General features: G+C 36.0%; 16 protein-coding genes. 12 read left to right on the top strand and 4 right to left on the bottom strand.

The window, feature by feature from the left end; translation table 11 throughout:
* Positions 1–20: 20 nt before the first annotated feature.
* The 8 genes from DN408_RS09050 (at position 21) to DN408_RS09015 (ending at position 6402) form a co-directional block, all read left to right on the top strand.
* Positions 21–539: a ribonuclease H-like YkuK family protein gene (locus DN408_RS09050; RefSeq protein WP_002033829.1), complete on the top strand. Its 519-nt coding sequence runs from the start codon at positions 21–23 to the stop codon at positions 537–539.
* A gap of 127 nt (positions 540–666) precedes the next feature.
* Positions 667–858, top strand: a complete 192-nt coding sequence (gene abbA / locus DN408_RS09045; RefSeq protein ID WP_033708000.1) for an antirepressor AbbA — start codon at positions 667–669, stop codon at positions 856–858.
* A 163-nt stretch (positions 859–1021) separates the two neighbouring features.
* Positions 1022–1465, top strand: coding sequence for a cyclic-di-AMP-binding protein CbpB (cbpB, locus tag DN408_RS09040; RefSeq protein WP_002066926.1), 444 nt, complete (start codon positions 1022–1024; stop codon positions 1463–1465).
* A 177-nt stretch (positions 1466–1642) separates the two neighbouring features.
* Positions 1643–2527 carry a LysR family transcriptional regulator gene (locus tag DN408_RS09035; protein WP_003191095.1) on the top strand — a complete coding sequence of 295 codons (885 nt, stop codon included), beginning with the start codon at positions 1643–1645 and terminating at the stop codon, positions 2525–2527.
* Positions 2528–2598: 71 nt separating this feature from the next.
* Positions 2599–3321, top strand: coding sequence for a 2,3,4,5-tetrahydropyridine-2,6-dicarboxylate N-acetyltransferase (dapD, locus tag DN408_RS09030; RefSeq protein ID WP_002128886.1), 723 nt, complete (start codon positions 2599–2601; stop codon positions 3319–3321).
* Between the two features lie 61 nt (positions 3322–3382).
* Complete coding sequence (locus tag DN408_RS09025; RefSeq protein WP_098632794.1) at positions 3383–4513, top strand: N-acetyldiaminopimelate deacetylase; 1131 nt, start codon at positions 3383–3385, stop codon at positions 4511–4513.
* A gap of 273 nt (positions 4514–4786) precedes the next feature.
* Complete coding sequence (locus DN408_RS09020; protein ID WP_002014843.1) at positions 4787–5653, top strand: hypothetical protein; 867 nt, start codon at positions 4787–4789, stop codon at positions 5651–5653.
* An 83-nt stretch (positions 5654–5736) separates the two neighbouring features.
* Positions 5737–6402, top strand: a complete 666-nt coding sequence (locus DN408_RS09015; protein WP_000504033.1) for a potassium channel family protein — start codon at positions 5737–5739, stop codon at positions 6400–6402.
* A gap of 38 nt (positions 6403–6440) precedes the next feature.
* Here the strand turns inward: DN408_RS09015 and rnjA are convergent, their stop codons facing one another.
* Positions 6441–8108 (bottom strand): ribonuclease J1, encoded by a 1668-nt coding sequence (rnjA, locus tag DN408_RS09010; RefSeq protein WP_002033834.1) that lies wholly within the window; start codon positions 8106–8108, stop codon positions 6441–6443.
* A gap of 4 nt (positions 8109–8112) precedes the next feature.
* A complete protein-coding gene (locus DN408_RS09005; RefSeq protein WP_000576436.1) occupies positions 8113–8325 on the bottom strand; it encodes a DNA-dependent RNA polymerase subunit epsilon in 213 nt (70 codons plus the stop codon).
* A 548-nt stretch (positions 8326–8873) separates the two neighbouring features.
* Here DN408_RS09005 and DN408_RS08995 point away from each other — a divergent pair.
* The gene (locus DN408_RS08995) at positions 8874–9647 is read left to right on the top strand and encodes a Cof-type HAD-IIB family hydrolase (RefSeq protein WP_002014845.1); all 774 of its coding nucleotides are present in this window, start codon (positions 8874–8876) and stop codon (positions 9645–9647) included.
* Positions 9648–9709: 62 nt separating this feature from the next.
* Here DN408_RS08995 and def read toward each other — a convergent pair whose 3' ends face one another.
* On the bottom strand, positions 9710–10264 hold the full coding sequence (def, locus tag DN408_RS08990; protein WP_002014846.1) for a peptide deformylase: 555 nt from the start codon (positions 10262–10264) through the stop codon (positions 9710–9712).
* A 167-nt stretch (positions 10265–10431) separates the two neighbouring features.
* Positions 10432–10581: a YjcZ family sporulation protein gene (locus tag DN408_RS08985; protein WP_002014847.1), complete on the bottom strand. Its 150-nt coding sequence runs from the start codon at positions 10579–10581 to the stop codon at positions 10432–10434.
* Between the two features lie 513 nt (positions 10582–11094).
* On the opposite strand from DN408_RS08985, the gene pdhA reads away from it, so the two are divergent.
* The 3 genes from pdhA to pdhC all read left to right on the top strand — a co-directional run bounded on the left by pdhA (position 11095) and on the right by pdhC (position 14577).
* Positions 11095–12210 (top strand): pyruvate dehydrogenase E1 component subunit alpha, encoded by a 1116-nt coding sequence (gene pdhA, locus DN408_RS08980; RefSeq protein WP_000536893.1) that lies wholly within the window; start codon positions 11095–11097, stop codon positions 12208–12210.
* 3 nt (positions 12211–12213) lie between these two features.
* Complete coding sequence (gene pdhB / locus DN408_RS08975) at positions 12214–13191, top strand: pyruvate dehydrogenase complex E1 component subunit beta (RefSeq protein WP_000068162.1); 978 nt, start codon at positions 12214–12216, stop codon at positions 13189–13191.
* Positions 13192–13284: 93 nt separating this feature from the next.
* On the top strand, positions 13285–14577 hold the full coding sequence (pdhC, locus tag DN408_RS08970) for a pyruvate dehydrogenase complex dihydrolipoyllysine-residue acetyltransferase (RefSeq protein ID WP_002033838.1): 1293 nt from the start codon (positions 13285–13287) through the stop codon (positions 14575–14577).
* Positions 14578–14582 lie beyond the last annotated feature (5 nt).

Below are 14582 nucleotides of genomic sequence, written 5' to 3'. Positions count from 1 at the left end.
AATTGAAAGGACGTGACTATGTGGACGGTGAGCATACATTTTATAATGTTTCAGAGAGACATTTGAATTTTGATATGGTATTTAACCGTATTTGTAGTTTCATTGAAAAGGATCCGCGAAATTTATATCGATTATCTATTGGGACAGACTCACAAGCGCATCAAAAGGATACGAGGTTTATTACAGCGATACATATTCATCGTGTTGGAAAAGGAGCATGGGGATGTTTGCATCATAAATCAGTGAAAAATAAGCCAGCAACGTTGCGAGAGAAAATATATTTAGAAACACAGTTTAGTCAAGAAATCGCCTATCTATTTACTCCCAATCATATACAAGCGATATGGGATTTATTGCACCCATACGCTCAAGATGGAGCAGGATTCATAATGGAGATTCATTTAGATATCGGGAATGATGGTTTAACAAAAGAATTTATTTTAGATATGACGATGAAAATTCAAGCAATGGGATTAACAGCAAAAATTAAACCAGATGCTTATGCGGCATTTAGTTACGCAAACAGATATACAAAATAATGTGAAATGATGTCTATATATTCGCAGTCGTTAAGTATTTCTAACAAAAACTGAATATTACATCTGTTAAATAGACTGAAAAATTTATATAATGAGAGTGATGATGCGAGTGCAAGGAGAGGAGCATATGGAAAAGGAATTTGTTTTAACAAGAGAAGAAGAAAATTTATTGTTGGATATTCTGTTTCAGCAAAATTACGCGAGCGAAATTTTAGCGGTGGAGCTTACAGACATTGAGAATGGTTTAAAACAGATAGATGTGACGCAATATAAAAAAATCACAAGATTGTTTTACCGATTAAAAAATAAAGGGTATTAAGCACTACCGGAATGGTAGTCTTTTTTTTATGTTATATGCTAAAATAGTTATGTATTTTTATTAGAAGAATGTCAGGACAAAATAATAATGTGAAAACGCTATCATAAAATGTGAATAGGACCGGAGAATATTAGCAGGAAAAAGGGAAAATGGGGGATGTAACATGATTAGTATTCCGAAAGACGAGTTTCAACAAATTCTTGTGAAGGATTTAATGATTTCATCAGATAAAGTAGCACATGTACAAATAGGGAATGGTCTAGAACATGCTTTACTCGTTCTTGTGAAATCTGGATATTCGGCGATTCCTGTTTTAGACCCTATGTATAAATTACATGGATTAATTAGTACTGCTATGATTTTAGATGGTATTTTAGGATTAGAGCGCATTGAGTTTGAAAGACTTGAGAATATGAAAGTGGAACAAGTGATGAAGGAAGAGATTCCAGTTCTTATGTTAGAAGATTCTTTTGCAAAAGCTTTAGAAATGACAATTGATCATCCTTTTATTTGCGCTGTCAATGAAGAAGGTTACTTCGAGGGTATTTTAACACGGCGGGCTATTTTAAAATTGTTGAATAAAAAAGTGAGACAGCATAATCGATAACGTAGGGAAAGTGACTTCACAGAAAAGGCGAAGTCACTTTTTTTCGTGCATATCAGTTGTGTATGTATTATATTTAAAAAGACATAAAGCATAAGAAAAGTTTGAACTAACAAACCGTTCTAATGTATAAAAGTATGCAATTAAATTAAGGATGAAATACTTATTAAAATTAGGTGTATGGAAGCTAAGGAAAGAGGGAGAAAGTTGCAAATTGATGATTTTCAAATGATGGTTGTGTTAGCTCAGGAATCAAATATGAGAAAAGCGGCGGAACGTTTATTTGTTTCCCAACCTGCGCTTAGTCAACGATTACAATCTATGGAGAAACAATGGGGAATGAAATTTTTTATTCGTTCACAAAAAGGATTAACAATTACACCTGAAGGGGAAAAAGTTGCAAATTATGCAAAAGAAATGTTACAACGGGAAGAGGGTATTAAAAGTGAACTGGCTCTTTTTAGAACCGAAACATACGGTACGTTAAAAATAGCTGTTGCATCAGTCATTGGGCAATATTGGCTTCCACCTGTTTTGAAAAAATTTGTGCATAAGTATCCTTCTGTGAAGATATCTCTGTTTACTGGCTGGAGTAGTGAAGTGCAAAAGCAATTTTATGAAGGAGACGTTCATGTTGCTATACTGAGAGGATCACAAGAATACAAAGGGCAGAAACAACAATTATTTGAAGATGAATTATATTTAGTTGATAAAGAAATAAAAGATATTTCGATGTTAAAAGAGACAAATAGACCATTTATTCAATTTAAAAGTGATTCGACCTACTATGGACAAATACAAAATTGGTGGTATGGATTATTTTCAAATCCACCTAAGCGAACGATTGTAGTTGACCAAATTGAAACGTGCAAACAGCTTGTTTTAAATGGAATAGGTTATGCTCTTTTACCTTCGACTGTTTTAAAAGAAGTGCAGGAAAATATGTATAAAACACCTGTTCAATTAACGAGAGAAACATGGTTATTGACGAGTGACTCGGCAAGGCAGTTGAAGCAAGTACAAGCATTTTTAGAAATTATAGAAGAAATTCAAATGGGAAAATAAGATTATTGTCTTGCTACTCGCTCTATCGTTTGGTAGAGTAACATTATAAATGGATTTAGGAGGCAACAAGAATGAAAATGATGGACGCTAACGAAATTATTTCGTTTATTCAAAACAGTGAAAAGAAAACTCCTGTAAAGGTATACATAAAAGGGGATTTAAAAGAGGTAACATTCCCTGAAACAGTACAAGCATTTGTAAATAAAAAATCTGGTGTATTATTCGGAGAATGGTCTGAAATTAAGACAATTCTTGATGAAAATAGCAAGCACATTGTTGACTATGTAGTTGAGAATGACCGTCGTAATTCTGCAATTCCAATGCTTGATTTAAAAGGTATTAAAGCTCGTATTGAGCCAGGCGCGATTATTCGTGACCATGTAGAAATTGGTGACAACGCTGTTATCATGATGAATGCAACAATTAACATCGGTGCTGTAATTGGTGAAGGTACTATGATCGACATGAACGCAGTGCTTGGTGGACGTGCAACAGTTGGTAAGAACTGTCACGTAGGTGCAGGTGCTGTACTTGCCGGTGTTATTGAGCCACCTTCTGCAAAACCAGTTATCGTTGAAGATGATGTTGTAATTGGTGCAAATGTAGTTGTTCTAGAAGGCGTTACAGTAGGTAAAGGTGCAGTTGTAGCAGCAGGAGCTGTTGTAACAGAAGATGTGCCTCCATATACAGTTGTTGCGGGAACTCCGGCACGTGTAATTAAAGAAATTGATGAGAAGACAAAAGCAAAAACTGAAATTAAACAAGAGCTTCGTCAATTAAACCCAGAGAAATAAAAAATAAAAAGCGTAAGAGCATGAATGTGCTCTTACGCTTTTTATAGATAGAGGTGCAAAAATGACAGTAAGCAAATTTGTCCAAGTTCGTAGAGATTTACATAAAATTCCGGAGATTGGATTTAAAGAGTGGAAAACACAACAGTATATTTTAGATTATATAGGAACGCTTCCTAATGAATATTTGGAAGTGAAAACATGGAAAACAGGTGTAATTGTTAAAGTAAATGGAAAAAATCCAGAAAAAATAATAGGTTATCGTGCAGATATAGACGGTCTACCAATTACAGAGGAAACTGGATATGAATTCTCTTCTGTCCATGAAGGAATGATGCATGCATGTGGACATGATTTGCATGCAACAATCGGTTTAGGACTTCTAACAGCGGCTGTAAGCGAAAGAATAGATGATGATCTTGTGTTTATATTCCAACCAGCTGAAGAAGGTCCAGGTGGTGCACTTCCTATGTTAGAAAGCGATGAGTTAAAAGAATGGAAGCCTAATATGATTCTTGGACTTCATATTGCGCCTGAATACTCTGTGGGAACAATCGCGACAAAAGAAGGTTTATTATTTGCGAATACATCAGAGCTATACGTTGATTTAAAAGGAAAAGGTGGACATGCTGCATATCCGCATACAGCAAATGATATGATTGTTGCAGCGAGTCATCTCGTTACACAACTTCAATCAGTTATTAGTCGTAATGTGAACCCTCTTGACAGTGCGGTAATTACAATTGGGAAAATTACAGGTGGTACAGTTCAAAACATTATCGCAGAAAAGTCTCGTTTAGAAGGAACAATTCGAACGCTATCAGTGGAATCAATGAAACGTGTTAAAAGCCGAATTGAGGCAATTGTTGCGGGAATAGAAGCTTCTTTTCAATGTGAAGCTGTTATTGACTACGGAGCGATGTATCATCAAGTGTATAACCATGAGGAGCTAACGAGAGAGTTTATGCAATTTACACTTGAACAAACGACTATGGACGTAATTACGTGTACGGAGGCAATGACAGGTGAAGACTTTGGTTATATGCTTCGAGAGATACCTGGATTTATGTTTTGGCTTGGAGTAAATTCAGAATATGGTTTACATCATGCGAAATTAAAACCAGACGAAGAGGTTATTGAGAAAGCAATTGTATTTTTAAATCAATATGTGAAGTGGAAGGGAAATAGAAAGTGAACTTACTCGCTAATTGTGCAATAGTTTAGAGTGGGGACTTCTTAGTTCAGAGACGAAAACATCTTTCGTATTCGTTAGTGTTAGACATCTTCATACAAATGAGTAAAGTTAAATTTGACGTCTTAATAATGAGCAGGGGGTTTTTAGCCACTGCTCATTATTAATTATTGCTAATAGGGAAGATAATTATTTAACTACCCTATATATGTTTACTTTTAGTATGAAAAGTGTGTAAAATCAATGTGATACATAGAAAAAAGGGTGGGGAATTACGTGCAAATTAGCAGTGCGATTTTATGTTTCGTCTTATATGCATATGTTATTATTGCGGCGGTTTATTTTGGGATAAGTTTTTACGCCTATCGTTTAGCAAATAATAGTGAATATGAAGAAACATACAAATGGGTGAAAAGATATTTGTCACCTGTACTAGAAATTATGAATGGATTTGTTCTTTTTTTATTTATTGGATTAATTGCTTTCTCAACGAGTTTAGTAGGGAATAAGACTACGTTATTTGTACTAGGTATCATTATTTTTATGCTATTAGGAATTCGGATTGGTAATACGGTGTTTTGGAACGAAAGGAAAATAGATGGTTGGACAGGGATGTTTATTCCATGTATGTTAGCTGCAATTGTGACGAATATAGAACATGAATATTATCAATTACATTTTTGGCTTATCATTGTTTTAACAATCCTCTCTGTTTTGTATATAAGTACTGTCGTGCTAACATACATCGCAAATGAAAAAGGAGATGCAAAAGGTGCGCACTTCTTTAGAGGGCGTGCATTATTATGGAGTGTGCCGACGATGGCAGTTATAGGAATTATTGCGATATTAGTAAATGGATATCAATTTACTAATTGGCAATTGTTTTTAGAAACTTGGTGGATCTTCATTGTTTCGCTTGTAGCTTTTTTAGGCGCAACACATTATTTATTCCATCAACATCATTACATATTGGCACTGTTATTCGCATTTACACAACTTTTATTTGCTTTTTTCGGACAAGAAACGCTATTGTTCGTTTTTGAAACATTTAGTTCATTTGGAAATATATTTGTATTTGGTATGTTAATTTTCGGTATCGCGTTTTATTTACAACAGTATTTTTATATGCAAAAACAAAAATAAGAAGTATATACAGGTTTTTGTAGCGAATTTAAAGTATGTTACAATAAAAGTACATAGTATTTGATGTTATTGGAGGAATTCCTGTGGGCGAAAAAGAGAAAGAATTTGCTGTTATTGGGCTTGGCCGTTTTGGTGGAAGTATTTGCCGTGAATTAGCTCAATTAGGTATGGAAGTAATGGCAATTGACTCAGATGAGGATAAAATTAATGAGTTTGCAAATATAGCTTCGCATGCTGTAATTGCAGATTCAACAGATGAGATGGTATTAAAAAGTCTTGGTATTCGTAATTTTGATCATGTAGTCGTTGCTATTGGAGATAATTTGAATTCAAGTATTTTAACAACGTTAATTTTGAAAGAATTAGGTGTGAAAAATATTACTGTAAAAGCTCAAAATGACTATCATGAAAAAGTGTTAAGTAAAATAGGGGCAGATCATATTGTGCATCCAGAACGAGATATGGGAAAAAGGATTGCTAATAATATCGCATCAAGTAATGTGTTAGATTACCTAGAGCTTTCAGATGAGCATAGTATTGTAGAGATTATCGCAAATAAAAAAATTGATGGGCACTCTTTAATTGAATTAGATATTCGTGCGAAGTTTGGTTTGAACATTGTAGCAATTAAACGTGGAAAAGAAGTTATCGTATCTCCTCGAGCTACAGAAAATGTTCAGGCGGGAGATATATTAATTGTAATTGGTCATGACGATGAAGTAGATCGTTTTAAGCATTTTTTAAGATAAGAGAAAAGGACAATGCCGAGGAGGCATTGTCCTTTTTCTTATATTTCCATAATGATTGGTAAAATCATTGGACGACGTTTCGTTTTTTCGTATAGGAATGGTGCTAATGTGTCTGTAATCTCATTTTTAATTTCAGACCATTGTGTTGTTTTTCGCTCCATTACTTTTTCTAAATGTGTTGTAATTAATGTTTGAGCATCGTTGATTAAATCGCTGCTTTCACGCATATAAACGAAACCACGCGAGATGATATCAGGTCCTGCTGCAACTTTAAATTCTTTCATATCAATGCTTACAACTACAATAACAAGTCCTTCTTCAGAAAGAATGCGACGATCACGTAATACGATATTACCGATATCTCCAATACCATTTCCATCGATATAGACAGAGCCAGATGGGATTTTCCCAGCTACGCTTGCTTCATCAGAACGTAAAGCAAGAACATCTCCATTATCCATAATGAAACAATTTTCTTCTGGAATACCACAATCATTCGCTAATTTCATATGCATACGTTGCATACGATATTCACCATGAATTGGCATGAAATATTTCGGCTTAATAAGACGTAGCATTAACTTTTGTTCTTCTTGTCCACCGTGTCCACTCGTATGAATATTTGAGAGTTTACCATGGATTACATCAGCACCAGCGCGGTACAACATGTTAATTGTACGACTTACACTAATTGTATTGCCTGGGATTGGTGAAGAAGAGAAAACAACTGTATCGCCAGGGATAATTTGAATTTGACGATGTGTACCATTGGCAATACGTGAAAGTGCTGCCATCGGTTCCCCTTGACTACCTGTACATAACATAACAACTTTATTAGCTGGTAGGCGGTTTAGCTGAGCTGTGTCTATGAATGTATCCTTTGGACACCGGATATAACCAAGGTTTTGTCCGATTTCAATAGCCGCTTCCATACTTCGACCGAATACAGCTACTTTACGATTGTTTTCAACAGCAGCCTCAACAACTTGTTGTAAGCGATGGATATTCGATGCAAAGGTTGCGAATATAATACGACCGTCTACTTTGCGGAATATATCTTGAATACTATCACCAACGCGGCGCTCAGACATCGTAAAGTTTGGCACTTCACTGTTTGTACTATCAGATAAGAGACAAAGTACACCGTCTTTTCCGATTTCGGCCATTTTTGTTAAATCTGCTGGCTCACCCACTGGTGTGAAATCAAATTTGAAATCACCTGTATGAACGACTTGTCCTTGAGGTGTTTTCACAACAACTCCGTATGAATCCGGAATACTGTGAGTTGTACGGAAGAAGGAAACAGATGTCTTTTTAAATTTAATAACATCATCTTCTTGAATTTCATAAAGTTTTGCTTTACGAAGTAATCCGTGCTCTTCTAATTTGTTTTTTATTAGGGCAATTGCTAATTTTCCACCGTAAATTGGAATGTTTACTTGACGTAATAGATAAGGAATTCCACCGATATGATCTTCGTGACCATGTGTAATGAATAACCCTTTAATTTTATCTTCGTTTCGCACAAAATAAGTGTAATCTGGTATTACATAATCGATCCCGAGGAGTTCGTCTTCTGGAAATTTAATTCCAGCATCAATTATAATAATTTCATCTTGAAATTGAACAGCATATGTATTTTTACCGATTTCACCAAGACCACCGAGTGCAAAAACGGCAGCTTGATCATTTTTTAGGAATTTCATATGACTATACGATCTCCGCTAATATTAAATCAGCGTTTTGTTTTTCATATTCAAGATGAGCACCAGTAACAGACTGAACGAACTCGATATTATATGCGAACTTATTTAATTTTTTACGAACATCCTTTTGAGACGTAGCCTCTAAATATAAAACTTTTGTATTTTCACGTACTGGGACCTCAGTTAATTTTTCTTGATAAAATACTTTAAAAATCATTGGGAAAACCTCTCCTTGTCTATGTTTTGCATTATCTGTTACTTATTATAAAGCAAACAGTCACGATTTTCATGTTTTTTCGAATGAGAATGAAGAAAAAGCCCGAAATGGGCACAATTTAAGCGATTGTCTTCTTACGGACTAAATCGTTTAAATAACGCTTGAGCTTTTTCTTCAGCTTCTTCAGCATGATTACTCCTTCCTTTCCTTATTTAAAACATGCATATTACTAATGATAACTCTGTCTCCCATACAAGAAAGAAGATTAGAAGTGAATAGTGAATCTTGTTCTTTTTAGTATAGTGTAAGTTATCTTGTAGTAACGATTAGTAGCCGTTAGTTATAGATATAGTATGAGGAAGAATAGAAAAGAAAATTCATCCGAACAAGTATCCACATTTTTTCACTAATAGTATATGCACATTTCATAAATAAGGTCAGAAAGTGAACGCTTTCTTCACAGATGTTTAATATGTTATACTTTTTTTTGAAATTTGAAAAGTGATAATCAAAATAGGAATATAGAGTGCCAGAAAGGATTTTGACAAATGAATGATAAAATTGTCTTTTTTGATATTGATGGAACATTATTAGATCATGATAAGAAAATTCCGCAATCTACAAGAGATGCAGTAAGAGATTTACAAGAAAAAGGTGTGCATGTAGCGATTGCAACAGGGCGTGCGCCATTTATGTTTGAAGATATTCGTGAGGAACTCAATATACATAATTATGTTAGTTTTAACGGGCAGTATGTTGTATTTGAGGATGAGGTATTATTTAATAATCCATTACATCCTGATGCTCTACATAAGTTTACTCAGTTTGCAAAACAAGAAGGATATCCACTTGTATATCTTGACCATCAAGAAATGAGAGCGTCAGTGGAATATCATGATTATGTAAAAGAAGGTTTTGGAAGCTTACAATTCGAGCATCCGGCATATGAACCTGATTTTTATGAGAAACGCGATATTTATCAAACGCTTCTTTTTTGTGAAGTAAATGAAGAAGAAAAGTTTATTCATCATTATCCAGATTTTCATTTTATACGCTGGCATGCATATTCAATGGATATTATCCCTAATGGTGGTTCTAAGGCAAAAGGGATTGAGAAGTTTATTGAGAAAATAGGATTTAATCGTGAACAAGTATATGCATTTGGGGACGGATTAAATGATTTAGAAATGATTGAAGCAGTAGGAACGGGCATTGTGATGGGGAATGGTCATGAGGATTTGAAAAAACTTGCTAATTATGTGACAAAAGATGTTAATGAAGACGGTATTTATCACGGATTAAAGTGGGCTGGCTTGTTATAAGTAAGTGTGGAACCCATTTCACATAATAAAAAGGCGGAAGATTAACTTCCGCCTTTTTACTATTATCGCTCGAGAGGTTTTGAATCATCGGGAGCCACAAATGGATTGTCTTTATTAATATGGTCATAGAACATAACACCGTTTAAATGGTCGATTTCATGTTGGAATACAATTGCTGGTAAACCTTTTAATCGCAGTTTTACGTCTTCACCGTTAATCGTTGTTGCCTTTACTGTAATTCTCGTGTAACGAGGGACATAACCAGGTACTTCACGGTCTACAGATAGACAGCCTTCACCATTTTGTAAATATGTACGTTCAACAGAATGACTAATGATTTTTGGGTTAAATAATGCGTAGCTATATAACGTATCGTTCGTATCAGTTACATGAACCGCAATCATTTTCTTTGAAATACCGATTTGCGGAGCCGCTAATCCGATTCCGGGGCGTAAATTATATTTTTCAGCCATTTCAGGGTCCTGGCTATTTATTACAAATTCAATCATTTCTTTAAGAGTATTTGTATCTTCCTCGCTAGCAGGTAAGGAGACCTCTTCTGCGACGTCGCGCAAAATAGGATTTCCTTCACGAATTACCTCATTCATTGTAAGCATATGTAATCTCTCCTTTCTCCTTTAGTCTACCAAAGGAGATAAAAAAAGTCATCGGCAAGTAAGGAAGAGCTACTTGGAAACAAATCTTCTACAGATAAGTTATGTAATAAAAAGAAAAGACGACAAAGCCGTCTGTTTCTTTCCATAGTTGTTTCATTTTACATTAATTAGCGAATGCAAGCAGCACCAACGATAATTAAAAGGATAAACAACACAACGATTAAGGCGAAGCCGCTTCCAGATCCGCCACAAGAACCGCCATAACCGTAGGAAGGATATGAACAAGTTGTTGGATAGCAATATGAGTATCCGTACATGAGATGACCTCCTTTATCATTTCCCGCTAATACTGCGGTTACTATAATGTATGGAGGAATGATCAGAAATGTATAGGTATTTACCTATAAAAGGAAGAAGTGTTTGTATAATTTTCTTGAGAAGAGAGAAAAACTAAGGAGAATTAAATCGTTTACATATTATTCTAAGAGAAAAAATAAGTTAAAAAGGGAATAATATAACAGCAGGTTATTGCTTACTAATACAGATGTGAAAAATAAAAACACGTTTGTGTAGAGGAAACCGGCATATTATTTATAAAAAAACGTATTCAAAGTAATTGACATCGTAATTAGAATAGTTGTAAACTAAAAAACGTGATCAAGATTGTATTAATATGTTTTTGAAAAAACATTAGTACAGATTGTTAGGTACACAAAATTATTCTCAACCGACAAACAAATTTGTTGGTTTACATTGTTGCGCTTTCAGTCTAGCTAATAGATAGTGAAAGCGTTTCAGAATATGGTTCAAGAGAGGAAGAGGTGAACGGAATGGGTACTAAAACAAAAAAGACCCTATTTAATGTTGATGAGCAAATGAAAGCTATCGCAGCTCAATTTGAAACATTACAAATTTTAAATGAAAAAGGCGAAGTTGTGAATGAAGCAGCTATGCCTGAATTATCTGATGATCAATTAAAAGAATTAATGCGCCGTATGGTGTATACTCGCGTACTAGATCAACGTTCTATTTCTTTAAACCGTCAAGGACGTTTAGGTTTCTACGCACCAACTGCTGGACAAGAGGCTTCTCAATTAGCAAGTCATTTCGCACTTGAAGCAGAAGATTTCATCTTACCAGGATATCGTGACGTTCCACAATTAGTGTGGCACGGTCTACCATTATACCAAGCATTCTTATTCTCTCGTGGACATTTCATGGGTAACCAAATGCCTGAGAATGTAAATGCACTTGCTCCACAAATCATTATCGGTGCGCAAATCATCCAAACTGCTGGTGTTGCGTTAGGTATGAAATTACGTGGTAAAAAATCTGTTGCAATTACTTACACTGGTGACGGTGGTGCTTCACAAGGTGACTTCTACGAAGGTATGAACTTTGCGGGTGCATTCAAAGCTCCAGCAATCTTCGTTGTACAAAACAACCGTTATGCAATCTCTACTCCAGTAGAAAAGCAATCTGCAGCTAAAACTGTAGCACAAAAAGCAGTAGCAGCAGGTATTTACGGAATTCAAGTAGACGGTATGGATCCATTAGCTGTATACGCAGCAACTGCTTTCGCTCGTGAGCGCGCAGTAAATGGCGAAGGTCCTACTTTAATCGAGACTTTAACATTCCGTTATGGTCCACATACAATGGCTGGTGATGACCCAACTCGTTACCGTACAAAAGATATCGAAAACGAATGGGAACAAAAAGATCCAATCGTACGCTTCCGTGCATTCTTAGAAAACAAAGGCCTATGGTCTCAAGAAGTTGAAGAGAAAGTTATCGAAGAAGCAAAAGAAGATATCAAACAAGCAATTGCTAAGGCTGACCAAGCTCCAAAACAAAAAGTTACTGATTTAATGGAAATCATGTACGAAAAAATGCCTTACAACTTAGCTGAACAATATGAAATTTACAAAGAAAAGGAGTCGAAGTAAGCCATGGCTCAAATGACAATGATTCAAGCAATCACTGATGCTTTACGCGTTGAAATGAAAAATGATCCTAACGTACTTGTGTTTGGTGAAGACGTTGGTGTAAACGGCGGAGTATTCCGTGCTACTGAAGGTTTACAAGCTGAATTCGGTGAAGATCGTGTAATGGATACTCCACTTGCAGAGTCTGGTATTGGTGGACTTGCAGTTGGACTTGCACTTGAAGGCTTCCGTCCAGTTCCAGAAATCCAATTCTTCGGTTTCATTTATGAAGTAATGGATTCAGTTTCTGGTCAATTAGCTCGTATGCGTTACCGTTCTGGTGGACGTTGGACTGCTCCAGTAACAATTCGTTCTCCATTCGGTGGTGGTGTTCATACTCCTGAACTACATGCTGATAGCTTAGAAGGATTAGTGGCACAACAACCTGGTCTAAAAGTTGTTATTCCATCTACTCCATACGATGCAAAAGGTCTTTTAATCTCTGCGATTCGTGACAACGATCCAGTTATCTACTTAGAGCATATGAAATTGTACCGTTCATTCCGTCAAGATGTACCAGAAGGTGATTACACAATTGATTTAGGCAAAGCTGACATCAAACGTGAAGGTACAGATGTATCTGTTATCGCTTATGGTGCTATGGTTCATGCTGCATTAAAAGCTGCTGAAGAACTTGAAAAAGAAGGTATCTCTTTAGAGGTTGTTGACTTACGTACAGTTCAACCATTAGATATCGAAACAATCATCGCTTCTGTTGAAAAAACAGGCCGCGTAGTTGTAGTTCAAGAAGCTCAAAAACAAGCTGGTATTGCAGCTAACGTTGTAGCGGAAATTAACGACCGTGCAATCTTAAACTTAGAAGCTCCAGTTGTACGTGTTGCAGCTGCTGATACAGTATTCCCATTCTCTCAAGCTGAGAGCGTATGGTTACCAAACCATAAAGATATTGTTGAAGCTGTTAACAAAGTAATGAACTTCTAATTTTTAGTTTTTCATGTGCAAAAGAAATCAGCACATGCTGGTTTCTTTTGTACATATTCCATAATAATGAAATGAATCAGGGGGCTGAATTCCGTGGCATTTGAATTTAAACTACCAGATATCGGTGAAGGTATCCACGAAGGTGAAATCGTAAAATGGTTTATTAAACCAGGCGATGAAGTAAATGAAGATGATGTACTTCTTGAAGTACAAAATGATAAAGCAGTAGTAGAAATCCCTTCTCCTGTTAAAGGTAAAGTACTTGAAGTACTTGTAGAAGAAGGAACAGTTGCAATTGTAGGAGATACATTAATTAAATTTGATGCTCCTGGATACGAAAACCTTAAATTTAAAGGTGACGATCATGATGAAGCTCCAAAAGCTGAAGAAGCAGCAGTAGAAGCTCCAGCAGCGGAAACTACTCCAGCAGCAACTGCAGAAGTAGTAAATGAGCGTGTAATCGCTATGCCATCTGTTCGTAAATATGCTCGTGAAAAAGGTGTAGATATTCATAAAGTAGCTGGTTCTGGTAAGAACGGCCGTGTTGTGAAAACTGACATCGATGCATTTGCAAATGGTGGACAAACTGTAGCAGCAACTGAGGCTCCAGCAGCAGTAGAAGCTACTCCAGCAGCAGCAGCGAAAGAAGAAGCACCAAAAGCACAACCAATCCCAGCTGGTGAATATCCAGAAACTCGTGAGAAAATGAGTGGTATCCGTAAAGCGATTGCGAAAGCAATGGTTAACTCTAAGCATACAGCTCCTCACGTAACATTAATGGATGAAGTAGATGTAACAGAACTTGTTGCTCACCGTAAGAAGTTCAAAGCTGTTGCAGCTGACAAAGGTATTAAATTAACTTACCTTCCATACGTTGTAAAAGCTTTAACATCTGCATTACGTGAATTCCCAATGTTGAATACTGCTTTAGACGATGCTTCTCAAGAAATCGTTCATAAACATTACTTCAACATCGGTATCGCAGCTGATACAGACAAAGGTCTATTAGTACCAGTTGTTAAAGATACAGATCGTAAATCTATCTTTACTATTTCTAACGAGATCAATGAACTTGCTGGTAAAGCACGTGATGGTCGTTTAGCTCCAACTGAAATGAAAGGTGCTTCTTGCACAATTACAAACATTGGTTCTGCAGGTGGACAATGGTTCACTCCAGTTATCAATCACCCCGAAGTAGCAATCCTTGGTATCGGCCGTATCGCTGAGAAACCAGTTGTGAAAAACGGTGAAATCGTTGCAGCTCCAGTATTAGCATTATCTCTAAGCTTTGACCATCGTTTAATTGACGGCGCAACTGCTCAAAAAGCATTAAACCAAATTAAACGTCTATTGAATGACCCACAATTATTAGTAATGGAGGCGTAATAACA

It is taken from the genome of Bacillus sp. AR13-1 (assembly GCF_008042285.1).
GTDB classification, from domain to species: Bacteria; Bacillota; Bacilli; order Bacillales; family Bacillaceae_G; genus Bacillus_A; species Bacillus_A mycoides.
This window is presented reverse-complemented; position numbering and strand designations above follow the sequence as displayed.